General features: G+C 34.1%; 23 protein-coding genes and 1 riboswitch. Of the genes, 5 read left to right on the forward strand and 18 right to left on the reverse strand.

Annotated elements, in window-relative coordinates:
- Window positions 1-27: 27 nt before the first annotated feature.
- Both recQ and AK212_RS06820 read right to left on the reverse strand, forming a co-directional pair.
- Window positions 28-1,806 carry a DNA helicase RecQ gene (gene recQ, locus AK212_RS06815; protein WP_053029957.1) on the reverse strand — a complete coding sequence of 593 codons (1,779 nt, stop codon included), beginning with the start codon at window positions 1,804-1,806 and terminating at the stop codon, window positions 28-30.
- A gap of 14 nt (window positions 1,807-1,820) precedes the next feature.
- Window positions 1,821-3,701 (reverse strand): ABC-F family ATP-binding cassette domain-containing protein, encoded by a 1,881-nt coding sequence (locus AK212_RS06820; RefSeq protein WP_053029958.1) that lies wholly within the window; start codon window positions 3,699-3,701, stop codon window positions 1,821-1,823.
- A 120-nt stretch (window positions 3,702-3,821) separates the two neighbouring features.
- On the opposite strand from AK212_RS06820, the gene AK212_RS06825 reads away from it, so the two are divergent.
- The gene (locus AK212_RS06825) at window positions 3,822-4,640 is read left to right on the forward strand and encodes a ZIP family metal transporter (protein WP_053029959.1); all 819 of its coding nucleotides are present in this window, start codon (window positions 3,822-3,824) and stop codon (window positions 4,638-4,640) included.
- A gap of 449 nt (window positions 4,641-5,089) precedes the next feature.
- Here the strand turns inward: AK212_RS06825 and ltaS are convergent, their stop codons facing one another.
- The 7 genes from ltaS to AK212_RS06860 all read right to left on the reverse strand — a co-directional run bounded on the left by ltaS (window position 5,090) and on the right by AK212_RS06860 (window position 11,895).
- Window positions 5,090-7,027, reverse strand: coding sequence for a polyglycerol-phosphate lipoteichoic acid synthase LtaS (gene ltaS, locus AK212_RS06830; RefSeq protein WP_053029960.1), 1,938 nt, complete (start codon window positions 7,025-7,027; stop codon window positions 5,090-5,092).
- Window positions 7,028-7,564: 537 nt separating this feature from the next.
- Window positions 7,565-8,569: a 5-oxoprolinase subunit C family protein gene (locus AK212_RS06835; RefSeq protein ID WP_053029961.1), complete on the reverse strand. Its 1,005-nt coding sequence runs from the start codon at window positions 8,567-8,569 to the stop codon at window positions 7,565-7,567.
- Window positions 8,557-9,273 (reverse strand): 5-oxoprolinase subunit B family protein, encoded by a 717-nt coding sequence (locus AK212_RS06840; protein WP_053029962.1) that lies wholly within the window; start codon window positions 9,271-9,273, stop codon window positions 8,557-8,559. The genes AK212_RS06835 and AK212_RS06840 overlap by 13 nt, the downstream gene beginning before the upstream one ends.
- A gap of 24 nt (window positions 9,274-9,297) precedes the next feature.
- The gene (locus tag AK212_RS06845) at window positions 9,298-9,504 is read right to left on the reverse strand and encodes a hypothetical protein (RefSeq protein ID WP_053029963.1); all 207 of its coding nucleotides are present in this window, start codon (window positions 9,502-9,504) and stop codon (window positions 9,298-9,300) included.
- Window positions 9,505-9,561: 57 nt separating this feature from the next.
- A complete protein-coding gene (locus AK212_RS06850; protein WP_053029964.1) occupies window positions 9,562-10,170 on the reverse strand; it encodes an aminotransferase class IV in 609 nt (202 codons plus the stop codon).
- Complete coding sequence (locus AK212_RS06855) at window positions 10,171-11,316, reverse strand: chorismate-binding protein (RefSeq protein ID WP_053029965.1); 1,146 nt, start codon at window positions 11,314-11,316, stop codon at window positions 10,171-10,173.
- A gap of 3 nt (window positions 11,317-11,319) precedes the next feature.
- On the reverse strand, window positions 11,320-11,895 hold the full coding sequence (locus AK212_RS06860; protein ID WP_053029966.1) for an anthranilate synthase component II: 576 nt from the start codon (window positions 11,893-11,895) through the stop codon (window positions 11,320-11,322).
- 153 nt (window positions 11,896-12,048) lie between these two features.
- Window positions 12,049-12,095: riboswitch (PreQ1 riboswitch) on the forward strand.
- A 160-nt stretch (window positions 12,096-12,255) separates the two neighbouring features.
- Here AK212_RS06860 and queC point away from each other — a divergent pair.
- From queC to AK212_RS06880, 4 genes are all read left to right on the forward strand, one after another.
- The gene (queC, locus tag AK212_RS06865; protein ID WP_053029967.1) at window positions 12,256-12,927 is read left to right on the forward strand and encodes a 7-cyano-7-deazaguanine synthase QueC; all 672 of its coding nucleotides are present in this window, start codon (window positions 12,256-12,258) and stop codon (window positions 12,925-12,927) included.
- 1 nt (window position 12,928) lies between these two features.
- Entirely contained in the window at window positions 12,929-13,348 is a 420-nt protein-coding gene (gene queD, locus AK212_RS06870; protein ID WP_053029968.1) for a 6-carboxytetrahydropterin synthase QueD, read from the forward strand.
- Window positions 13,348-14,064, forward strand: coding sequence for a 7-carboxy-7-deazaguanine synthase QueE (gene queE / locus AK212_RS06875; RefSeq protein WP_053029969.1), 717 nt, complete (start codon window positions 13,348-13,350; stop codon window positions 14,062-14,064). Before queD ends, queE begins: the two co-directional genes overlap by 1 nt.
- Window positions 14,065-14,168: 104 nt before the next feature.
- Window positions 14,169-14,780, forward strand: a complete 612-nt coding sequence (locus AK212_RS06880) for a hypothetical protein (protein WP_053029970.1) — start codon at window positions 14,169-14,171, stop codon at window positions 14,778-14,780.
- A 44-nt stretch (window positions 14,781-14,824) separates the two neighbouring features.
- Here the strand turns inward: AK212_RS06880 and AK212_RS06885 are convergent, their stop codons facing one another.
- The 9 genes from AK212_RS06885 to norA form a co-directional block, all read right to left on the reverse strand.
- Window positions 14,825-15,814 carry a glycosyltransferase family 2 protein gene (locus AK212_RS06885; RefSeq protein ID WP_053029971.1) on the reverse strand — a complete coding sequence of 330 codons (990 nt, stop codon included), beginning with the start codon at window positions 15,812-15,814 and terminating at the stop codon, window positions 14,825-14,827.
- Window positions 15,815-15,974: 160 nt separating this feature from the next.
- The gene (locus tag AK212_RS06890; protein ID WP_053029972.1) at window positions 15,975-16,814 is read right to left on the reverse strand and encodes an aldo/keto reductase; all 840 of its coding nucleotides are present in this window, start codon (window positions 16,812-16,814) and stop codon (window positions 15,975-15,977) included.
- A gap of 255 nt (window positions 16,815-17,069) precedes the next feature.
- Window positions 17,070-18,446, reverse strand: a complete 1,377-nt coding sequence (locus tag AK212_RS06895; protein WP_053029973.1) for a hemolysin family protein — start codon at window positions 18,444-18,446, stop codon at window positions 17,070-17,072.
- Between the two features lie 723 nt (window positions 18,447-19,169).
- Window positions 19,170-21,140: a PTS fructose transporter subunit IIABC gene (locus AK212_RS06900; protein ID WP_053029974.1), complete on the reverse strand. Its 1,971-nt coding sequence runs from the start codon at window positions 21,138-21,140 to the stop codon at window positions 19,170-19,172.
- 5 nt (window positions 21,141-21,145) lie between these two features.
- Window positions 21,146-22,066: a 1-phosphofructokinase gene (pfkB, locus tag AK212_RS06905; protein WP_053029975.1), complete on the reverse strand. Its 921-nt coding sequence runs from the start codon at window positions 22,064-22,066 to the stop codon at window positions 21,146-21,148.
- Window positions 22,067-22,068: 2 nt separating this feature from the next.
- On the reverse strand, window positions 22,069-22,824 hold the full coding sequence (locus tag AK212_RS06910; protein WP_053029976.1) for a DeoR/GlpR family DNA-binding transcription regulator: 756 nt from the start codon (window positions 22,822-22,824) through the stop codon (window positions 22,069-22,071).
- 153 nt (window positions 22,825-22,977) lie between these two features.
- On the reverse strand, window positions 22,978-23,457 hold the full coding sequence (ybaK, locus tag AK212_RS06915; RefSeq protein ID WP_053029977.1) for a Cys-tRNA(Pro) deacylase: 480 nt from the start codon (window positions 23,455-23,457) through the stop codon (window positions 22,978-22,980).
- Window positions 23,458-23,551: 94 nt separating this feature from the next.
- Window positions 23,552-24,037, reverse strand: a complete 486-nt coding sequence (locus AK212_RS06920; protein ID WP_053029978.1) for a hypothetical protein — start codon at window positions 24,035-24,037, stop codon at window positions 23,552-23,554.
- Window positions 24,038-24,291: 254 nt separating this feature from the next.
- Entirely contained in the window at window positions 24,292-25,464 is a 1,173-nt protein-coding gene (norA, locus tag AK212_RS06925; protein ID WP_053029979.1) for a multidrug efflux MFS transporter NorA, read from the reverse strand.
- Window positions 25,465-25,479 lie beyond the last annotated feature (15 nt).

Consider the following 25,479-nt stretch of genomic DNA (forward strand, 5'->3'; position numbering starts at 1 on the left):
TTCTCCTAATATATTTAGATGTTGCGTCTATATACTGGCTTTATAAGTGTGAATAGTTTCTAAGAACTTCGGACAATAATGTTTTAGCTTGTAACTACCAACACCATCAATAGATATCATTTCTTGTTTAGATTCCGGTTTACGTTTAGCAAATTCTTCTAAGGTATAATCTGAAAAGATACTTACCGGCGCAATATTTAATTTCTCACTTAATTTACGACGTACTTCAACCAATTCACTGTATAATGCACGATCGACACCTTCAACTGTATTGATATAAACCTTCTCTTTAGATTTTTGTTTAAATGGTGTCGTAAATACCTTAATTTCATCATTAAGTAGCTTTTTAACACTTTCATCACATATCAATATTTCATCAAATTCATTTAAAAATCCTTTAAAGCGTAATTCGTCTATTAAATGACTTAATTCTGAAGTAGTATAATCTTTCATTAAGCCATGTGTCGTCAACTTATCATAGTCATTATACTTAATATAATCACTTGTTTCTCCACGCAAGACTTGAATGATTACACTGTAACTTTCTTTTTGACGCATACGTGCAATACAACTAATAATCATTTTAGCTTCTTGTGTCATATCATATGTTTTATTTTGTTGAATACAACTACTACATTGGCCACACTCTTCTAGCTTTTCATTGGGTTCAAAGTAATGAACGACTGTTGCTTCGAGACATTTTTTTGTTTTTGTGTATTGAATCATTTTAGTAAGTTTTTCACCCATTTTATCTTTGTAGTCCTCATCGGCCTGTGACACCGTAATAAAGTATTCATGTAAACCTTTATCGCGCTCACTAAATAAAAGGATGCATTCACTTTCTAATCCATCACGCCCTGCACGGCCTGCCTCTTGATAATATGATTCCAGATCACCGGGCATATTGTAGTGTATGACGTATCTAACATTTGATTTGTCTATCCCCATACCAAACGCATTTGTCGCAATAACAACTTTAACTTTGTCATAGACAAATTCATTTTGAGCTGTCTCGCGTTCTTTATTTGTTAAACCTGCATGATAAATAGCAGAAGAAACATTTATAACGTCAAGCGCTTCTTGTAACTCTTCAACTTGTTTACGTGTAGAACAATAGATTATACCCGCTTGTTCTTTATGCTTTTGCACATAGTCTACGACAAATTTTTGACGTTGATACGTAGGATTCACTTTGAAAATAAGGTTACGGCGTTTTGTACTCGTTTTTACTTCATCGTGCCTATCGATGTTTAACTTTTCCATAATATCTTGTTGCACTTCTGCAGTTGCTGTTGCCGTCAGTGCGACAATTGTAAAGTTTTGGGGTAATGTGAATACTTTCTTAATCACACTTTGATAGCTAGGTCTAAAATCATGACCCCATTTAGATATGCAATGGGCTTCATCAAATGCGATAAGATGAATATCAATACGACTTAATAAACTTAAAAAATATTGATTGTCAAAACGTTCTGGTGCCACATATAAAAATTGAATATGACCCTTCATTAAATCATTTTCAATGTCTTTTTGTTGTTTCTTGGTTAAACTACTATTTAAATAGGCGGCTTTAATTCCCATAGCCATAAGCTGATCGACTTGGTCTTTCATTAAAGAGATTAATGGACTAATGACAATCGTCGTTCCGCCCAACATTAAACCAGGCACTTGATAACAGATTGATTTCCCACCACCTGTAGGTAATACGCCTAACACATTATGATGATTCATTATTTTAGTTATGATTTCTTTTTGCCCCGGTCTAAACTTCTCATAGCCAAAATAATGCGATAATGTTGCTTCCATACTTTACATTCCCCTTATTGCTCTTTTAGTTCTTCTAATTCACTCCATCTCGTGATGTCTGTTTCATATGTTAGCTCTAATTGTTCTTTCTCTTCATTTAATGCTTTGATTTTGGCATAATCAGCACTAGCCGCAATCATCTCTTCATCGATTTCTTCTAAACGTGTTTCTGTTTGATCAATACGTTCCATCAATGACTCATATTCACGTTTTTCTTTATATGATAAGCCGGATTTTTTTCGAACAGTTGTCTTTTGTTTCGCCTGTTGCGCTTGTTTCTCTAATGTCGCAATTTTATCTTGCTCTTTCTTGTATGCCTCATAATCTTCAAACGTTCCTACGATACGTTCCATTTTCCCATCATGAATATACCAATATGCTTGAGCAACTTTATTTAAGAAGTAACGATCATGACTCACAGTGATAACTGAACCACCAAACGTACTAATGTAATCTTCCAAAATGGTTAATGTTTCAGTATCAAGATCGTTCGTTGGCTCATCCAACAATAATACATTAGGTTGATGTACGAGCAAACGTAGTAAATATAAACGCTTTTGTTCTCCACCCGATAATTTGTAAATCTTTTTACCATGCGTTGCACTTGGGAATAAGAAGCGTTCAAGTAATTGTGTTACAGAAATGGATGTGCCATCCTTTTCTTTAGCCACTTCACTCTCTTCTCTCAAGTAATCAATCATACGTATGTCTCTATCTAACGTTTCTTCTGTTTGTTTGAAGTAGGCTACTTTTACAGTCTGACCAATTTTAAGCGTGCCTGTATAATCATTATCTTCTCCACTTAAAATATTTAATAATGTCGTTTTACCAGCACCATTCGGACCAACAATACCAATACGCTGACCGCTTTGAATGATTTCTGTAATATCTTCAAACAACGTTTTACCATTCATTTGTTTAGATACGTGTTCCAGTTCATACACTTGCTTACCTAATCTTGAATATGCCAAGTTAAGTTGACCCTTATCTTGAACATGATGGCCTTGAACTTCTGATTCCAAATCATTAAAACGATTGATGCGTGCTTGTTGTTTTGTCGTTCTTGCCTTAGCACCAGCTCTCATCCACGCTAATTCCTGTTTATATAAAGCCTTTTGTTTGTCTTGTTGCTTTTGTTCGATCAATTCATTTTCAGCTCGCATTGCGATGTAATCTTCATAATTACCCGGATACGATTTTAATTTACCTCGATCCAGCTCAATGATTCTACTCGCGATTTCATTTAAAAAGTAACGATCATGCGTTACAAATAAAACAGTATGAGGGTATTGTTTGATGTAATTGATTAGCCATGTAATGGATTCAAAATCAAGATGGTTCGTTGGCTCGTCTAGTAATAATAAATCAGGTTGTTCTATTAACGTCTTAGCTAGTACGACTCGTTTTTGTTGGCCACCAGACAGCTCACTTATCTTTTTAGTCGTATCGTGAATACCTAGTTTAGATAAGATTGTTTTGATTTCTGCATTATAATCCCACGCATGATGTCGATCCATAGCTTCTTGCGCTTCCATCATTTTTTGAAAATGCGTATCATCCTGGTGTTGTGTATAATTTGTTACGGCTTCTTCATAAGCTTTAATAATTCGAAGTGTTGTTGTATCAGAGCTAAGTACAGCTTGGAAGACCGTCATAGTGCCATCTAAATCTTGTTTTTGAGAAGAATAACGTATACGATATTGATTAGGATGTGTAATATCAGCTGTAAAATCATCGTCTAGATTGCCAATCACTTTAAGTAATGTACTTTTACCAGTACCATTAATTCCTACTAGTCCTATTTTTTCATGTTCAGAAATAGATAGGTTTAAATCATCGAAAATGATTTTATCCGCATATGATTTATTTAAATGTTCTATTTTATACGCTTCCATGCTTCTACTTCCTTTTCCAAATCGAAATATCGAATTTTTAAATATTTTTTTGATAAGCTTAAATCAGTTCTATATATTATACACCTTTTTAAGGTTAAATGATACAAGGAGACAAGAGTTATGATTGACTTTTTCGAAAGTTTACCGCCCTATTTACAGGCACTTATAGCCGGTATTATTACGTGGCTACTCACTGCATTGGGTGCGGCTGCTGTGTTTGTATTCAAATCCGTTAATGAACGCATATTAACTTCAATGCAGGGCTTTGCTGCTGGGATTATGATTGCCGCTAGTTTCTGGTCATTATTACAACCTTCAATTGAATATGGTAAAGATGGTAGTTTACCTGCCTGGTTACCTGCTGCAATTGGTTTTTTATTTGGTGGCATCTTCATACGTGCCCTCGATTCAGTTATCCCCCATTTACACCAAAGAATTGGAGATAAAAGTCAATACCGCGAAGGTGTAAAAACGTCATTAAGTAAGAATACACTCTTAGTACTTGCCATTACGTTACATAATATTCCAGAAGGTCTATCAATCGGTGTTGCTTTTGGTGGTATCGCGACTGGTAATAGTCAAGCAACATTTCTAGGTGCTTTGGGCTTAGCAATAGGGATTGGGATTCAAAATATTCCAGAAGGTGCGGCATTATCTATGCCAATCAGAGCTGCTGGCGCATCTCGTTGGAAAGCCTTTAATTACGGCCAAGCTTCTGCCATTGTTGAACCCATTTTTGCTACGATTGGTGCGGCGTTAATATTAGTGATTACGCCTGTGTTACCATATGCTTTAGCTTTTGCAGCTGGCGCTATGATATTCGTTGTTGTCGAAGAGCTCATACCTGACTCACAATCTGGTAATAATACAGATTTGGCAACATTAAGTTTAATGTTAGGCTTTACTATTATGATGATTTTAGACGTTGCGCTTGGCTAATTGATGTAAATAGCATAAATATTTAAATTATATTGTTCTATATTTTGTTAATACCACTACTGATAATGGGTATCTAAATTATGTAGTATGTTACAAATTAATCATGAAACAACGTCTAGAAAGTTAAATTTTAGACAAAGGGAGTGGGGACAGAATTCTTTTTGAATTCGTCGTCCACTCCCAGCTTGCTTTGCTTGTAGATTTTCATGTTGAAATTCTCTTTGCTGGGGCCCCAACCCCAACTTGCTTAGCTTGTAAAATCACTTTCGTGATTTTTTGTGTTGGGGCCCCAACACAGAGAAACTGAGTTAATCAGTTTCTACAAGCAAAGCACGTTAGGCAAGCAAGCAACAATTCGGAGTATTGTAAATAAAGAAGCCAGTAAATGAATTTGTTAAAACGCATTTACTGGCTTCTTACTTTTACATTAAAACCAGACACTGTTTCAATTATTTTTGATTACCTTGTGGTCCAGTTTTATATTCATATTTTGATGGATCAATTTTCTTGAAATCAGGGTTGTTGTAGAATCTGAACAAGTCACCATTTAAGACATTGTCACTCATTTCTAAATCTTTCTCAACCTGTTTCTTATTCTTTTCTAAATCTTTAGGTGGCGTTTCTAATAATTCGTTTGTTTTATTAGAATACGCTTTACCATTAACAAATTTATAGTCTTTCGTAATGAAGTCACCATTTCGGAATGGAATGACATCATCATGATCTTTAGACAACATATCCGTACCGAACATTAAGTAGTTTTTAGAATCAATTCCTACTAAATGTAAGATAGTAGGCATAACGTCTACTTGTCCAGCATATGTTTTATCTACTGTACCTTCTTTACCAGGAATTTTAAGCCAGAAACCTGTGCGGTTTAAGTCCATAAATTTCGCTGGCGTAATCTTTTCACCTAATAATTTTTCCATTGCGTTATTGTGATTTTCTGAAATACCATAGTGGTCACCATAAATCATAATAACTGAATCATCATATAAACCTTTTTTCTTAAGATCAGTAATATATTCTTCAAGTGCTTGGTCTAAATAATGTGCTGTTTGAATGTAACCATCAACAGTTGAATCACCTGTATTAGGTTTATCAATATCTGCATCTTCTTCACTCAATGTGAATGGGTAATGGTTTGTTAATGTAATTAAGTGTGAATAGAAAGGTCCTTTCATTTTAGATTGATACTCTGCTGACTCTTTAAAGAATGGTTTATCTTTTAAACCTAAGTTGACAATATTGTCATCAGACATATCGTAGTATGTCGCATCATAGAATTTATCAATACCAAAATGTTTATAGACTTGGTCACGGTTCCAGAATGTTTTGTAGTCACCGTGCATAACGTCAGATGTGTAACCTTGCTTTTGGTCTAAAATCGCAGGTAATGATTGGTAAGTATTATCACCTTTCAATGAAAATGCAGAACCCTGTGGTAAACCATAAAGGCTGTTATCCATTGTAAACTCAGCATCTGATGTTTTACCTTGACCTGTTTGGTGGAAGAAGTTTGGATAATATCTAAAATCATCATTGCCCGTTGATAATTTATTTAAGAACGGTGTAACTTCTTTACCATTGACCTTTTTATTGATTAAGAAAGTTTGGAAACTTTCTAAATGTATTTTAATAATATTTTTCTTCTTAGCAACGCCAAAGTACTCTGAATTTGGTGTTGTATTTTTTTGTTTCGTATAATTTAACACTTTAGTTAAATCATCTTCAGAAGCTAATGCTTTTTGTTGGTTATTTTGAATCGTCTTAACACCATCATAAACTGTGAAGTTATATGGACCTAAATATTTCACTAAATATTTATGGTCAAATGTACGTGTTAATAACTCAGGACGGTCTGTTTCAGCAAAAGCTAAATTTAAGAAGAATAATGCTACAGATGCAGCCATTACAACTGGCACAAACTTTTTACTGAAGACACGTTTATCCAACCAACTTCCTTTGAAAATAAGGATGAATAGATAAATAATTGTATCTATAAAGTAAACAAAGTCATACCATTTAAATGATGCGCCAACAGCACCACCCATAGACTCAACATTACTTGCTTGGTTAAGCGTACTGAATGTTAAAAAGTCCGAGAAGAATCTAAAGTAAACTACATTTGCATATAGCAAGAATGTTAGTAAAAATCCCCCAATAAAGATGAACCAATATGCTTTTTTCCCTTTAAAGAATAAGAACACACTTAAAATAAGCGCGATTAAACTATATGGATTCATCAATAGTATTAAGTTTTGAACTAGTCCTTTAACACCCAAAGAAAAATCAACATAATATGAAAAATACGTCTTCAATGTCACTGTAAACACAGTCAGTAAGAAAAACGCAAAAAGACTTATTTTCTTTTTGTGTAAACTCATGTATGTTTCCTCCGTTTATAGTTATTCAACTTTGAAGAAATGTTAAAGACTTAACTGAAGACTTAAACACTTACTCAAATATGACCGTTATGCAATTACTTACTCGTTTTTTAATTTCATTTATATTATTTAAATTAATTTAAGCATATACCTTACAAATACATTTTACATTAACGATAGTTCATCAATAAATCGCATTCCCAATGTGCACTATACGTCTGTAATTATTTATGTATATTATGTTGGATGCTATTCTATGTCATCATTAATGGCATATTAACAAATCATGAACTTTGTAATATTATTGTAATATTGCCCGTAGTTCAATATATAAATATATAGTATTTTTACTCATTTATCAAGAAAAAGCATTTTAATATAACGACGCTTTCATTGTTTGTTACAAAATATTGTCCCATTAAGACGATTCACTGATTTATTCATTATAGCTTCTTAATTGCATTTTTTAATCAGACCATAGTCCGACATAAATTATAAGTGCTTTATTTAAGTATGTTGACCTTCATATATCATAACTTATTTCATCATTTCTAATTGCATTCTGTATTCAATTCCGTGAAATAGTTGATTCATCCAATTACTAAATTTCACAACATTCTTTTCAGCAGTTTCTATATCAATAAATTGGAACTTCAAACGTGAGCCTTGTGGCTTCTGAGCAAGCTTAGTTAAATGGTAGCTTGCAATTGTACCAATTTGAGGATAACTTCCGATTGTATAATGATCATTTAATAAGATGATAGGTGTACCATCTCGCTTAACTTGAATCGTTCCCCTTTTAACTGATTGATGTGCTGGCATATCGTCGTAATATGCTTTGATCTTCTCACCATCTAGTAACATACCAACACGATTTGATTTATTCGTCACTTTATATTCTCCTCTAATAAAGTGAGATTGCGTTTCTTTATCAAAATCTTCTGTCCCTTTGTTGGCAATAACATGAAACACATCAGAAACATAGTTAAATGACAGTGCATAACCGTCTATACCCCAATCAGTGGTACGTTTTTCTTTTAAATTTTCAAATAACTTTTGATGACGTTCTGTATAGTGTCGTTTCATTTCTACTTCATCGCCATTTTCAAGTTTACGTCCGTGATAACCGCCGATTTTAACATTTAAATCTGTTGACGTTGATCCTAGCCAATCATCTAATTTGAATCCGCCACCGATTGCAAGATACACACGTGACGTTTTATTTGTTTCTTTAAAAGACAGGACGTCTCCTTTATCTAAAAGGTATAATTTATACGGTTTTACTTGCATAGTTTGCGTGTAAGCTTCAAAGTTATGACCTGTTAAAGCAATTAATGTAGGCTCAGTAAATCGAATTTTAGCCATAATGTGTGTCATTTCAAGCGTTGCTTCATTTTTATTATTAGCAACTAAACGATTTGCGATTTCATGACCTAGTGTGTCTAACGCACCACACGGAATAACACCTGCATATTCATATCCATGACGTCCAAAATCTTGAAAGCTACTAAACAATCCGGCTTTTTCTATTATGATTGACATGGTTTAAATTCTCCTAATTCAATATCTTTACGTTTCTGTGGTTTAAAAATAACATTGTCTCCTAATTTTAACAGTGTAAAATCATCTTTTTCAGGAGTGAATAATGTCATTGGCGTGTACCCTATCACTAACCAATCGTTGTAGGTATCAGTTGTTACGATGCCGCACTTTTTCCCTTCAATAATAACTGAACCTGCAGTGACAAGCTTCTTCTTTTTACTCGTATGATTAACGTACAATGCTTCATTCATTCCAGTTAAATATGGGAAACCAGGTGCATAGCCCATCATAGACACAAAATACGGTTTATCAGAATGTAATTGAACAAATTCATCTTGAGTTAACTTGTAATACTTTAATAAATCCGGTAAGTCTGGACCAAACTCGTCACCATAAATAATAGGAATTTCATAGGTCGTGCTTTCATCTTTACACGTTTCTAATTGTTTTAATTCTTCTTGTATTGAAGTGACTAATGCCTTCATATATTGAAAAGGTGAAGCAATATTATGATGTTTAATCATATCTCGAGCATCATAGCAAATCATCATATCTGATTCAGTAGGCACAATTTCTGTGATAAATGGTAATGCTTTCTTTAATAAATGATAACGTACTGCGATTAATTCAGTTGTTACATTTTTAGATACATCCTTTTCAACCGCAATTACAATTGCTTGATCTCCTTGACTATAAATCTTCATAACGCCACCTCAAAGTAATCATATTTAGTGATGATAAAATATATTTAGAAATTCCACCACATAGGGCATGATTGATTTAATTAACAAATAAACGAATACACATTGAATTAAAACGGTAACGGTTGCAACGACACGTGCCTTAATGAGTGCATTATTTTTTAAATATCGATCTGCTAAATATTTACTTACCACATTTAAAATCACAATTATTGCAACCCATAATATAGTCATAGCTCACTCCGTTAGTTCATTGTTATCAATCAATTCGCATATACTTCCCATATTATTTTATAGATAAATAGATACATCGGCAACCTCTCGTAAACTATTTAATAAATAGATACGAATCTGTTGTTTCTGTATTTTGTCGATGAGTTCTGATTTAGTATAGTCTTTAATAACCAGTTTGCCTTGGTCCAAAAGGCTTTGACGCATACATCCTAATAAAAAATCATGATCATACCTTGGTGTATAACACACACCAGCTTCTTCTATCATGATATTACCAATATCAAACTCCAGAATTTTACCAGTTTCATCATACAATAATACTAAATCTGTCTCATGATTGTGTGCTAAGTGTTGTCGTTGTGATGTCTTATTAATAACGTATTGGTCATTGCAATTCGACTGTGCTTGTTTAAATTTAGCCGTAAATAATGTTTTAGAAGGTAGGGGCTTAATCATATGGTCTATTTGGCCGGATTTATCGATTTCTATTTTCAGTCTATAGATTCCTTTGGGATGATGACTTATAACCTCATTGACGCGTTGCATCCAGACCTCTTTTGAAAATGAATACCCTAATCGATCGCATGACTGTTGCACTCGTGTCATATGATATTGAAGTCTAGGAATCTTACCATTATCGAGGCGCATCGTTTCAAACAATTTCATCTATAGCATCTCCAATATTTTTGTTTTATCTCGAAACTCTTGAACTTCTTTTTCGGGTACCGAATCAATCGTAATCCCTGCACCTACACCATAGTGAACTTGATCATTTCGATACTCAAGCGTACGAATAGGTATATTAAATATCATTTTATCATCCGGACATAATAAACCGATTGTGCCACAATAAATATATCTTGGATGTGGCTCGAGCGCTTTAATATACGCCATCGTATTGCGCTTTGGTGCCCCTGTAATGGAACCACAAGGGAATAATGCTTTTAAAATATCCGTGAGACGCACGTCATCTTGCAAGTGACCTGTAACCATACTCGTCATTTGATAAACGGTCTTATAGGTTTCAATAAAAAATGGCTTGTTTACGTGGATCGTTCCAGGTTTACAAATTCTGGAAATGTCATTGCGCAATAAATCGACAATCATAACATTTTCAGCACGATCTTTAAGTGAATGCTTCAATGTGTCATAATTCTTTAAATCTTCATCGTCGTCATTGCTACGTGGCATAGTACCTTTCATTGGTTTACTTACAACTACATTTTTATGATGATTAAATTCACCTTTTTGGAAGAATAATTCAGGAGAAATAGAAGCAACTTTAACCTCTTCTACATCTAGTAAAGCAGTGTAACCACCATTATTCGTTTGTGTTAAATAATAATATAAATCAGCTATCGGATAATATACATCACTCACTAAACGTGTTGTATAGTTCACTTGATACGTTTCGCCTTCAATAATTGCATCCTGAACGTGTTTAATTTTGTCTTCCATTTGTGCATCACTCTCCATGAATCGAAAGTGATGTTTAGGGATGTACTGTTGACTTGGTTGTTCAGGTGACGTCTCAGCCATACTCGGACTAAAACTATATGCTAATGCTACGATTTGATGTGCTTCCAATTCATGTGTTGCCATATGGTGATTAAAATAACTTGCCGCTTCATATGGCAGATACAGTGCCACATACCGTCCTTGTGCTTGCTCAGCCTGCGCAAATTGAATAACTTTACCGACCTCTTCCAGTGTATATGCCACCATTTTTGAGACGTACGCGTTAAAGCGCACTGCTACCGTTTCAAAATGATCAGGCGTTGTATAGTAACGATAATTAAACGTGATGTCCATAGTTTACGCGCCCACCTTTTCCAAAAATAATCGTATTTGCTCATGTCCGTATTCACTTAAAATCGATTCAGGGTGATACTGAACGCCAAATATAGGATAGTGTTTATGTTCAAACGCCATTAAAATCCCCTCATCATTATGAGCGGAAATATTTAAAGACGCAGGAATATGTGTTTGATCCGCAATGAGTGAATGATAGCGCATTACCTTGAATGCTTGAGGAAGCCCTTTAAATAATCCTGTTTCATTATGCGTTAATGGCGTTGTATGACCATGGACCGGCTTTGCGCCATGTACAATTGCGCCCCCATAATATTCGTACAGAAATTGAAAGCCTAAACAAACGCCTAATATAGGTACTTCCCCCTCAAACTGATTCATAATTTCCGATAAAATAGGATAATCACTCGGTTTACCCGGTCCTGGCGAGATAACAATAGCCTCTACATTAGATGCCCTTATTTGCTCAACGGATACTTGATCCACTTCGTATACAACGATCTCATGCGCTGTCTGTGTCTTAAAATAATCTATCAAATTATATGTAAATGAATCTTTATTATCTATAACTATAATCATGCATGTCGCTCCAACTCTATGTTAAATAACTTCATCTCTTACCTTATTATAAATATTAAACTTTTGAAAATGTAAGGGTTTACCTTTATATTGTACTAAATTATAACTTGATTTTAAGAAATGATTGTATTACGCTAACTAGCGTACAAAAACTCAAAAGAGGTTCCTAGCTGAAACCCTCTATAAAAAACTAGACAATTTACGAAATATTTAGTTTGAAAGTTAATTTTCTTTTATATAACTGATTACAATGTTTCTAAGTCTATCTTTTTTATAGAGATAGACTTTTTTTATGTTCTCATGGCTAGGTTAGAGACGGCATAAAGTATCATTCTAATCTTTTCAAAAAGGAGAATATTCATGACAAATAAAGATTTAAATAAGGATAAAGCAATTGTAGTATTTAGCGGAGGGCAAGACAGTACGACGTGCTTATTTTACGCTAAAAAGCATTTTAAAGAGGTTGAACTTGTAACATTTAATTACGGTCAACGCCATGATACAGAAATTGAAGTTGCGACACGTATCGCTAAAGAACAAAACTTAAAACATCATATATTAGATATGTCATTATTATCGCAATTAACTCCAAATGCCTTAACACAACATGATATGGACATTGAAACGGGCGAAGATGGGATTCCAAATACCTTTGTACCAGCACGTAATTTATTATTCTTATCATTTGCTGGCGCATTAGCATATCAACGCAATGCTAAACATATCATTACAGGGGTGTGTGAAACAGACTTTTCTGGTTATCCAGATTGCCGTGATAGCTTTATTAAATCTATGAATGTAACACTTAGTTTATCTATGGATAAAGATTTCGTTATCCATACGCCTTTAATGTGGTTAGATAAATCACAAACTTGGGAACTTAGCGACAAATTAGGTGTGCTAGATTATATCCGATACAATACACTGACATGCTACAACGGCATTATTGGAGATGGTTGTGGCGAATGCCCTGCATGTCATTTACGCCAACGTGGCCTACAACACTATTTAGAAACTAAAGGAGCGAATTAAAATGATGCAACAACTTTACCCAACTGTTAATCATCCCTATAGTTTTGAACTTAATAAAGATTTTAACTTTTCAGCGGCGCACTACATTCCAAGCGAAGATGCTGGTAAATGTATGAGAACACACGGGCATACTTATTTTGTCAATTTAACAATTGCTGGGGATCATTTGGACCACAATGGTTTCTTAATTAATTTCAGTGAATTAAAAAAATTAATCCATGATCAATTTGACCACTATCTGTTAAATGACTTACCTCAATTTAAAGATAAAAGTCCTTCAACAGAGGTTGTGGCACAAACGATATATAAAATGGTACAAACACACCTCCAAAGCTACGATAATCACCCGCAATGTGTGCAAGTCTACTTACGTGAAACACCAACAAGTTATGTAGTATATCGTCCAAAGGAGTTTAAATAATGACAGCTAAAATTCCAGTACTTGAAATTTTCGGACCTACGATTCAAGGTGAGGGACGTGTTATCGGTCGTAAAACAATGTTTGTTAGAACTGCAGGTTGTGATTATCGTTGTAGTTGGTGTGACTCTGCTTTCACCTGGGATGGCAGTGCCAAGGAAGATATTCAATTAATGTCTGCTGAAGAAATTTATCATCAGCTAAAAGCGATTGGCGGTGATTGTTTCGATCATGTTACGATTTCTGGCGGTAACCCGGCACTCATTAAAGGGATACAAGAATTAGTTGATCTATTTGAAGAGAAGCAGATTTATACCGCATTAGAAACACAAGGAAGCAAATTCCAACCGTGGATGAGACAAATTAACGACTTAACCATTAGTCCTAAACCACCAAGTTCTAATATGACACCTAACATTGACATACTAGATAGCGTCATTGAACAATGTATTGCTTCAACACTTAATTTAAAGGTCGTTATTTTTGATGATGCAGATTATGATTTCGCTAAAATGATACATCATCGCTACCCAAATATTCCTTTTTACTTACAAGTTGGTAATCCATACTTAGATGATGATGTAGACAATCATACCGATAAACTTTTAAATCGATATGAAACATTAGTTGATAAGGTTATGACGAGTGATGATATGAACCGTGTCTATGTTTTACCACAGCTACACACACTCTTATGGAGCAACAAAAAAGGCGTTTAATCATTCCATTATAAATGAAAAATATTTTCTAAGTGTTTTGAAATGATTAAGTTTGTTTTAATTGGTATAATGTTCTAATGAACTATGTGAGATAGGAGTACAGCATGATTATATATGTATTGATTAATATCGCCGTTGTGCTTGGCATACTCGGCTTTGACTTATATAAGCACCAATTCAAACAACTCAAATTCAGCTCCGTATTAATCGCTATAGCGATTAACGCTTTAATTAATGCTATTGTCATTGACAAATTTAACTTTATAACATTAAGTTCAATTGCCTTTTTTATAGGTTGGATGGGACTGCAATATTATTTGAATCATCAATACTATACTTTTATGATTTCCGAATATAAATCGATTGCTTTAATATTTTCGATCATTGTAAGTTGTTCATTATTTATCACTTATGGTTCAAGTGATCAATCAATTTACATGTCCGTTCCATATTTAGCACCAACCATATTTTTAATAGGCGCAAGTGCAATATTTTTAGGTACCTTTTCTAAAGGTGAACTTGGCATATTTAAATTCATCAACAAACTCAAGTTTCCAATTATGATTGGCTACATGCTTATTATTATGTCTATTGTATTATTAACGATTTTGACACCTTTTTGGTATGTTTTCTTAATTATATATGTACTATTTGGTGTTTATCTTGCTTGGCAGTTGAAACACGCTAAATTGAAACAACATTTAACACACAAATAAACGCTTGAAGTTTTATTAATAAGAACTTCAAGCGTTTATTCTATTTAATGTACTTTTTCCTTTTCCTGCTCAACTAATTTGAGATCGTAGGAAGGTTCTTTTAAATTTGATGCTTGCACAATGTATTTAGGTCTTTGCTTAACCTCATAATAAATACGACCAATATATTCTCCTACCACACCTATAGACATTAATTGAATGCCGCCAATGAGTAGGACTGCTGCTATTGTTGTAAAATAACCTGGATTATTAATACCATTTACCATGATACCTATCAACAAATACAGGATATAAACAATACTTAAACTGAATATAGTCATTCCAAGGTAAATCATCGCACGTAAAGGTTTATTATTAAATGAAATGAGCCCGTCAATGCCATAGTTTAGTAATTTCGTGAATGTCCATTTAGAATGACCGGCTTCACGTTCAACATTTTGATATGTAAAGATTTTCGTATTATAACCTATCCATTCAAATAAACCTTTTGAAAAACGATTATATTCTTTAAGTGAAGCGATTGATTTAACTGCACGCTGACTTAATAATCTAAAATCTCCGACACCATCTATAAATTCAATATCCTCGACAAAACTGTTAATCAATTTATAGTATAGCTTTGTCATTGATTTCCGGGCGATATTTTCTCCAGTTCTATCACGCTTAGCGATAACCTGGTCATAGCCCTCTTTGAATCCCTCTATCATTTGTGGAATAAATTCAGGTGGATGTTGTAAATCCCCATCTACCATCACTACAGCATCACATTGTACACTATGTTGAAAACCAGCTATCATTGCTGATTCTTTACCGAAATTTCGGCTGAAAGAAATATATTTAACATGTTGGTCTTCGCTTGCTAAATGTTGGACATGGTCGATCGTATTATCTTTACTACCATCATCGACAAACAATAGGTCATAATCATACCCTTTGTCCAAACTATCTTCCATCAAAATTTCAGTCAATTTGTCGTACGTTTTTGTTACGACTTCACCTTCGTTAAAACAAGGCACAATGACTCTGATTTTCATTAAATTACATCCTTTTCATCATTCTTATTACTATTTTATCAATAAAATTGGCAACTATTCTACTAAAAACTATGCAATTAACAAATAATTAATAAAAATTAAATGAAAACAATACAATTATTCTATATTTTATCTATTCAATTGAATTAAAGAAACAATGCTATTTCAAATCGCCTATGCTAACATCATCAGGGTCTTTACCTTGGCGCGCGTTACGATTTAAACTATCAATTTCTGCGATTTCTGTAAGTTCTAAGTTAAAGTCAAATATATTATGATTTTCTCGAATACGTGATGGTGTTTTAGATTTTGGAATAACAATACGATTATGCGCAATATGCCAACGCAATACGATTTGTGCTGGTGTCTTATCGTATTGTTTTGCTAATTTAGTAATTGTTGGGTCTTCTAGTAAACCTCTGTTTCTCATTAATGGCATCCATGCTGTCACAACAATATCATATTTATCACAGTAATCTTGAACATCTTGTTGATTAAAGTAAGGATGAACTTCAATTTGATTGACTTGTGGAACAATAGTCGTTTCACGCATCAATGTTTCTAAATGATGCACTTTAAAATTACATACACCTATCGCTTTCACTTTACCTTCTTCATATAATTTTTCTAGTGCTTTATACGTTTCAATATAAAGTTGATCGTTCTCACAAGGCCAGTGAATTAAATATAAATCGATATAGTCTAAACCTAAATTGTCTAATGAGCGATTAAAATACTCAAGTGTACGGTCATACCCTTGGTGATCATTCCATAATTTTGTTGTAATAAATAAGTCTTCACGAGGTACGCCACTATTTTTTAATGCTTTTCCAAGTGCCTCTTCATTCTTGTAAAAATATGCTGTATCAAATGCACGATAACCATCGTCTATTGCAGCCTGAATCGCTGTTTCCATTTCTTCATCTGAGACTTTATAAACACCTAAGCCGATTTTTGGCATTGGATAACCATTATTTAAAATTTGTGTATCATTCACCATTCTATCTTCTCCTGACTTTTCTATTAATGCTTTACATTATCATCATTTAGGATAACTCAATTGTAATAGGATAGACAAATAAATCGTATGTAATTTAAATATACAGAAGAAGGGAGCAGGACAGAATTTTTAATTCGTCGTCCCACTCCCAGCTTGATTTAAGCGCCTTCTCAGTTCAGTCAACTACTGCGAATTTGCCAAGTAGCATTATCATAGTATCTATGTCTCAAATGCTACTTTATTAATCATTTTAAATTAGTCATGTGTTTCGTCTTTTTTATCTTTTTTGTCTTCATTTTCATCTTCATCTCCACCGAAAGTTGGTCGATTATCGATGAATTCATATTTAAGTACAACCCAAACTAATTGATGGTTATCCATTTCAGATACTATCCAACGATCATATTGCGTATCGATATGATCTTCAACTTGTAGGTTAGTGTTATGGGCTTGAAGCCAACCACCTATAGTATCAATGTCTTCTGAATCTTCAAACTCAATGTCGAATTGTTCATTTAAGTCATCCAATAGAACGCGGCCATTAATTTGGTAAGTGTCATCGCCTAATTTAACAATGTCATTCACCTCATCATCGTCAAATTCATCTCGAATTTCACCTACGATTTCTTCAAGAATATCTTCCATTGTTAAAATACCAGCTGTACCACCGTATTCATCAATAATTAAACTGATATGTACGTGTTCACGTTGCATTCTAACTAATGCATCACTAATGCGTGTTGTTTCTGAAATCATTGGCAGTTCATGGATATAATTGTTAATTTTAATCGGTTTACCAGAAGCGTATTCTGTTAAAAATTCTTTAACATTGATGAAACCTTTGATATGGTCTTTATCTCCGTCTTCAGTAATTGGGTAACGCGTAAATTGATGTTCTTTAATCGTCTCTAATAATTCATCAACATTAAATGGTTCATTTAAAGTCACCATTTGAGTACGTGGTACCATGATATCTTTTGCATGTCTTTCATCAAATTGAAAGATATTTTGCATATAGTTTAATTCTGTTTGGTTGATTTCGCCACCATTATAACTGTTGTTAATAATGATCTTAATTTCTTCTTCAGACATAGCATCTGTTTGAGCATCAGGATCAACGCCTAACATTCTAATAATTACACGTGCTGAACCATTCATTAACCAGATTAAAGGTTTCATTATATTACCAAAGTAATACAATGGTCTTGCGTATGTTAACGCTAACTTCTCGGTATGCTGAATCGCAATCGATTTCGGTGCTAATTCACCTAATACAACGTGTAAATAAGTTACGACTATGAATGAAATTACAAATGAAATCGTTGTAGTTAATGCATCAGGTAATTGTAATAAATTAAAAATAGGATGCAACAATTTCTCAAATGTCGGTTCTCCTAACCAACCTAATCCTAAAGAAGTAACTGTAATACCTAATTGACAGGCTGATAAATAATAGTCAAGGTTTGCAATCATCTTTTTGACAATTTTAGCACCACGATTACCCTCTTCAGCGAGTTGTTCAATACGCGTTGAACGCACTTTAACTAATGCAAACTCCGATCCTACGAATACTGTTGTTAATGCGATTAATAGAAAGAATATTACTAAATTTATTATGGTCACTGTTTCCAATTAATTCCCTATTTCTAGGGATTCACCTCCAAATATTATGTGTCCCATATGGGTAACACGGATTTATTGTGTTTTGCTTATTAACAATATATGCACATGTTAAGACCTTCCCATTGCGACACCCCCGAAAAAATGTATTACTTTTATTTTATCATATATCAATTACAAATAGTTGATTGTAACCCTTTTGATTAAAAAGTTACAACTTATCATTTAAAACTAATATTGCGTAATAGTCAAGAAAGGTAAGCGTAAAGTGACAGAAACCAACGTACAATGAACTAACATACAAAAACGGTACCTTAATCGAAGTACTTTTGCCGGTCATTAAACTTCCATATTTAAAGCTTAAGACTTTATTACGCATTCTCTTGCCTTCTTATTCTATATTCTCATATGTTTACTCATTTTTGTATGTTTTAACATTCATTATTCAATAAATTAAACAATTTAGTTGAATGGGAGTGGGGCAGAATTCTTTTAAATTCGTCGTCCACTCCCAACTTGCATTGCTTGTAGAATTTCTTCATGAAATTCTCTTTGTTGGGGCCCCGAATCCCAACTTGCTTTGCTTGTAAAATTTCTTCATGAAATTTTATTTGCTATGCAGGCCCACAAAAATGACTAGAACCGAGAAAGCTTACGCCTTCTCGGTTCTGTTAGCTACTGCAAATTTGCAAAATAGCATCGTTATATTATTTATATCATAAACTCTTATCGCATCTATTCATCCATAGCTTTTGATGCTTCAATTTCATTTTCAGTAACTTTTGGTTTTAATAAACCATACATAATTGCTGAAACAAGTGTACCAACAATCAATGCAATTAATGTTTGTAAAATATGACTAAAGTCTGTTGCTGCAATTACGATAATACCACCATGTGGTGCATTGATACTTGAACCAAGTGCTAATGCAATTGCACCACCTACACCTGAACCAACCATCATTGATGGAATCACACGTAATGGGTCAGCTGCTGCAAATGGAATGGCACCCTCAGTGATAAATGATAAGCCCATTACATAGTTAGGCACGATAGAACCGCGTTGTTCTTTAGTGAATTTACGTTTAAAGAATAACATCGCTGTAGCAATTGCTAATGGTGGAATCATACCACCAACCATTGCTGCCGTAATTGGTGCTGCATTACCTTCTGTTAATGCGGCTGTCGCGAATACATAGGCTGCTTTGTTAAATGGTCCACCCATATCGATGGCCATCATAGCACCAATAACTAATCCAAGTAATACAATGTTAGAACCTGATAAGTTATTTAAACCGTTAAGCAATAAGTTATTTAACCACGCTGCTGGCGGGTTGAATGCATATATCATTAATAATCCTGTGATTGTTACACTTAATAATGGATAAATTAACGTTGGTTTTAAACCTTCAACTGCTTGTGGTAAACCACGCGTAATATATTTAATACCTTGAGTTAAGTAACCTGCTAAGAAACCTGCAATGATACCGCCAATGAACCCAGAACCACCAGAAATAGCTAACATACCACCTACTAAACCGGCTGCAAATCCTGGTTTATCAGCAATACTACGTGCAATGAAACCAGATAAAATTGGAATAATTAAAGCAAAGGCACTTTTATTACCAATATTCCATAATTGTTCAGCAAAGGCGTTATGTTCAGCACTTTTTGGATCAAATGAGTTCGCACCGAATAAGAATACGATTGCCATTAAGATACCACCAGCAATAACAAGCGGTAACATATTGGATACACCATTCATTAAGTGTTTGTAGAATGCTTTACCAAAGCTTTGTTTTTCATTACTTTCACTATCTTTTGATTTTGAACTTCCACCGCGTGCAACAAATGGTTTACGGCTTGTATCTAACGCTGTATTAATGAGTTCCTCTGGTCGTTTAATACCATCAGCTACGGGTACTTCTACAACATTTTTACCATCGAAACGATCTGTTTCAACATGTACATCTGCTGCAACAATAATACCTGTTGCGCGGTCTATATCTTGTTGTGTGATATGGTTTTTAATACCGCCTGAGCCATTTGTTTCAACTTTCATTTTAATGCCCATTTTGTCGGCTTGCTTTTTCAATGCATCACGAGCCATGTACGTATGTGCAATACCTGTAGGACATGCCGTTACTGCTAATACGTATGGTTCATTTGAATCTGCCACATTACCGCTACCTGCTACAGCTCCTGATGAAGCCGCTTGTTCTTGCGCTTCTTGTTCTTCTTCTTTTGTAGCCTCGTCATCCGCATTATCGATAATTTGTAAGACTTCTTCGTGCGAATTAGCGTGCAATAGATTTTCTCTCACTTTATCATCCATTAAAATGCCTGATAATTTCGCAAGTGCATCTAAATGTGTTTGCGCACCACCTTCTGGTGCAGCAATCATAAAGAATAAATGTGCTGGTTGACCATCTAAACTTTGATAATCAACGCCCGCTTTAGATTTACCAAACGCAATAGCTGGAGATTTAACCGCTGCCACTTTAGCGTGTGGAATGGCGATACCTTCACCTATACCAGTAGTACTTTGAGATTCACGATTGTGAATGGCCTCCTTAAATTGTGCAATATCACTTAATTTCCCAGCTTTATCTAATTGATTTACTAATTCTTCGATAACGCCATTTTTATCATTTGCTGCCAAGTCCATTGCTATGGTTTCTTTAGTTAGTAGTTCTGTTATTCTCATTTATTTCACTCCCCATCAAGTAACGTCACTGTAACTTGTGATTTTATTTTTTCAATACCTTCTTTTGTTGCCAAGTCCTCTGTAAATGCTGTAGCTGTTCCTGAAGCGACTGCTTGTCTAAATGATTCCTCAAGTGTCAATCCTGATTCAAGACCAGCGACCATTCCTGCAACAGTACTATCGCCTGAACCCACTGTATTGATCACCGTACCTTTAGGGTTCTGAGCTTTAATACTACGTTCGTTATCAATATAAATCGCACCATCTCCGCCTAAAGATATAATGACTGATTGTGCGCCTTCTTTTAAGATTTCACGACCATATTTAACAACATCTTGGTCATTTTCTACAGTCATATCAAACATTTCTTCTAATTCATCTTTATTAGGTTTAATAAATAATGGCTTGTATTTTAATACTGTATTCACTAAATCTTTTTCAGCATCGACCACTAATTTTGCTCCCGTTTGCTGTGTGATTTCAGCAATCTGCGCATAAGCATCACTTGGAATACTCTTTGGCACACTGCCAGCAACAATTACGGTATCTTCGTTCGTTGTCTGTTTAATTTGATTTAATAATGCTTGAAATTGATCCTCTGTGATTGATGGCCCAGGTGCATTAATTTCTGTTTCATCTCCAGACTTCAATTTGACATTAATACGCGTATCTTCATCTACTTTAATAAAGTCCGTTTTAATGTGGCTTTTTTCGAGTGTTTGTGTAATAAATGCTCCAGGAAAACCACCAGCAAATCCTAATGCAGTAGATGAAACACCTAAAGTTTTTAATACACGTGAAACATTAATGCCTTTCCCACCTGCAAATTTATAAGTAGATGTCGCTCTGTTTAATCCTTTTAATTCAAAGCCATCAGTAAACATAATGTAATCTATCGATGGATTGAATGTAACTGTATAAATCATGATTAACCTCCAATGAATGCATATTTCTCTTTATATTTACTAAAATTTGAATGTGCTACTGTTTGTTTAGCTATGATCATTTCAACATGGTTATCACTAATTGGAACGTGCGCAAAATAAACAGCACCTATTTTTGAATGATCAAGTAAAACATATGATTGATTTGCTTGTTCCATAGCCTTTTCTTTAATTAATGCCTCTTTTTCATCTGGGGTTGTTAGACCGTGTTTTAAATCTAAACCATTCATTCCAAGAAATGCTTTATCAAAGCAATAACGACTTAATGTATCAAGTGCACTGGCACCTACAGTTGCAAGTGTTGTTTCTTTAACTTGTCCACCTATCATTAATGTTTTAATGCCTTGTTTAAGTAACTTTTCAACATGGGTTAATCCATTTGTAACCACTACGATATTTCGCGCTTTTATAAATGGAATCATTTCAATTGTTGATGAACCAGCATCCATAAAAATGCAGTCATTGTCTTGAATGTGTTTGGCTGCAATTTGACCAATAACTCTTTTTTCTTTTAGATTTCGAGACATTTTATCCGACAGAATCGGCTCATTATTTCTATTACTATTTAATGTTGCTCCTCCATGAACTCTTTGAAGTCGACCTTGTTGTTGCAATTTCGATAAATCTCTTCTAACAGTTGAAGCGCTGCAACCTGTTCGCTCTATTAATTCTTGGAGTGTAAGAAAATCTTTTTTTCTTAATTCCTGAAGTATTAAGTCGTGTCTTTTTTCAGAAATCATATAACCACCCCGCTTCACCTCACATTATAATGTGTACGCTTACAATTTTCAATCAAAAATCGTCAAAAACAATCAAAAACATTCATTTCAATTTAAAAATTAACAGATATTACACAATTTGTCATCCCATTGGTAATATCTGTCACTATATTGCTATTTTTGAACGATGTCTTCTAATTGAGCATTTGTCATTGACACTAAATCTTCTAGTTGCAATACAATTTGAACACCTCGTTGCCCACCACTCACTATAATTTTGTCTCGTAACGATGCAGATTGATCAATCGTCGTTGGGAATAAATGTTTCATACCTATTGGAGAACACCCACCACGTATATAACCAGTCACTTGTTTTAAATGATCTAATGGCATAAGTTGTAATTTCTTTTCATTAACAACATGTGCCGCTACTTTCATATCTAATGAGCCACTAACTGGAACTACAAACACAAAATGCTCGTGCGCAGCGTTTTCTAATACAAGTGTTTTAAAAACATCTTGGACATTTTCACCGACGAGTTCTGCAACGCGTTCGCCATCCATATGACCTTCTTCAACTTCAAATGTTTTGACTTCATAATCTATTTTGGCTCTGTCTAACATACGCATTGCATTTGTTTTCTTGTGTTTCATTCACATTCACCTCTATTCATCTTTACCTATTATATTACTACCTTGCTATAAAAAATAAAAATAGCGCTCTTCTCTACTATTAGAAAAGGCGCTATCATTGTGCGTTATTTGATGTTGTTTCTATTTTACCCGTTTTATTTACTGCGATATTACTATTTGGCGATGAATGATGTGTATTCAATTGATACGTAATATCTTGATTGGTTTCACCGCTACGCTCTAAATTAACAACTTTGCCGTATTGGTGATTTGTATAATTTTGAGCAATGATTCTACATTCTTCTGAAGAATATTCATGTTTGTTGTGCTTGTCGTTATCTCGCGTAGTTGAATCTAATTTATTATAATGCGCTTCTATTTTACGTTCATTGACGTCTTTTTCTGATGCTTTAGCAGTGTGACTTGCCGTTATATTTAACATTTTCTCTGCTGCAGAAACATTATTCATCTTTGAAAATGTAGAAATCGTTTGATGTACTTTAGCTAAGGCATTTTGATTCGTAGCTATAAATAATAAAAACGCTAAACAAATTGATAGAATAACAGCTACCATACCTAAAAGTATGTTTTTTAAATTCATCTCCTTACCCACATTTCTCTCTAAATTTTTATTTATCTTAACATATAAATTGAGTAAAAATAATTATGTAGACTGCAATTTAAAATAACTGTAATCTTTGTAATACTTCTATTAATAAACGACGCTATATTGTTACAATTTAACAACCTAAATGTAAAAATAAGCAATGACATCATCATTTAACCCTTTAAAAACGAATAATGTCATTGCTTATTAGATTTAACATTCATATTATCATTTTTTACGACTATTAATTATTTCGCAGCACGTTTTCGACGTCTTGTGGCTTGGAGTGCTTTTTCAACAAAAATAATCACTATACCAAACAACATGACTATAATAGCCATATACAATGGGAACTCTACGTTAACATCAAACAAGGCACCTGCCACTAACGGGCCAACAAAGTTCCCCATACTTGTAAATGTGGAGTTTAAACCACCAGCAAAACCTTGACGATTGCCTGCAATATTTGAGTAATAATTGGTAAGTGCAGGACGGATTAAATCGAAACCAATGAAAACAATGAAACTGATAAACATGATCGTCCAGTAGCTATGTGACACTATCAACAAGCCAAGCACAATCGCTGAATATAGTAGTGACCAAATAATAAAGGTTAATTCAGTCATATATTTCATAAATTTATCAAAGAAGAAGACTTGGAATAGCGCTCCGGCCACACCGCCTCCAACAATTGCGATTGATATATCTCTTGGCGTATAGTTAGCTTTTTCAGCTGTATATAAAGAGAATAAAGTTTCAAATGCTGATAGTCCAAAAGCTAATACCAGCGTCAAAATAATTGGTGTAATAAATACTTTCCAGTTAATTTTAGTAAATACTTCCGGCTCAATTGTTGTGAAACCATCTGTTGTTTCTTTGCGTGGATTATGAATTAATATTAAAGACATGATAAAGGCTACTACACCCAATGCACCCGCAAAGTAAAATGGCGCACGATGTGAGAATTCTGCTAAAAATCCTCCAATTCCTGGACCTAAAATAAAACCTGAATTAATAATGGCTGACATATAACCGAAATTCTTTGCTTTGTCTTTTGCTGGTGAGATATCTGCAATCATACCTGTTACACCAGGCATAACCATTCCAGCACTAAAACCACCTAATATACGGGAAGCAATGAGCACAGGAAAATGATGACCAATCGCAAATAGAAATTCAGATATAGCAAATAAAACTAAACCAATGCAGATAATTAATTTTTTACCAAGTTTGTCGGCCATCGTACCGCCAAATGGTGAAATAATCATTTGAGACAAGGCAAACACTGCTACCAATATACCTAAGTCACTACCTTTTAGGCCTAAATCCTTTAAGTATACAGGAAGTACAGGTATAACCAATCCGATACCTACAAAGATTAAGAAAATATTGAAGTACAATGTAAATAATTGTTTTTTCATGATGACACCTCATTT

Source organism: Staphylococcus borealis, from assembly GCF_001224225.1.
GTDB classification, from domain to species: Bacteria; Bacillota; Bacilli; order Staphylococcales; family Staphylococcaceae; genus Staphylococcus; species Staphylococcus borealis.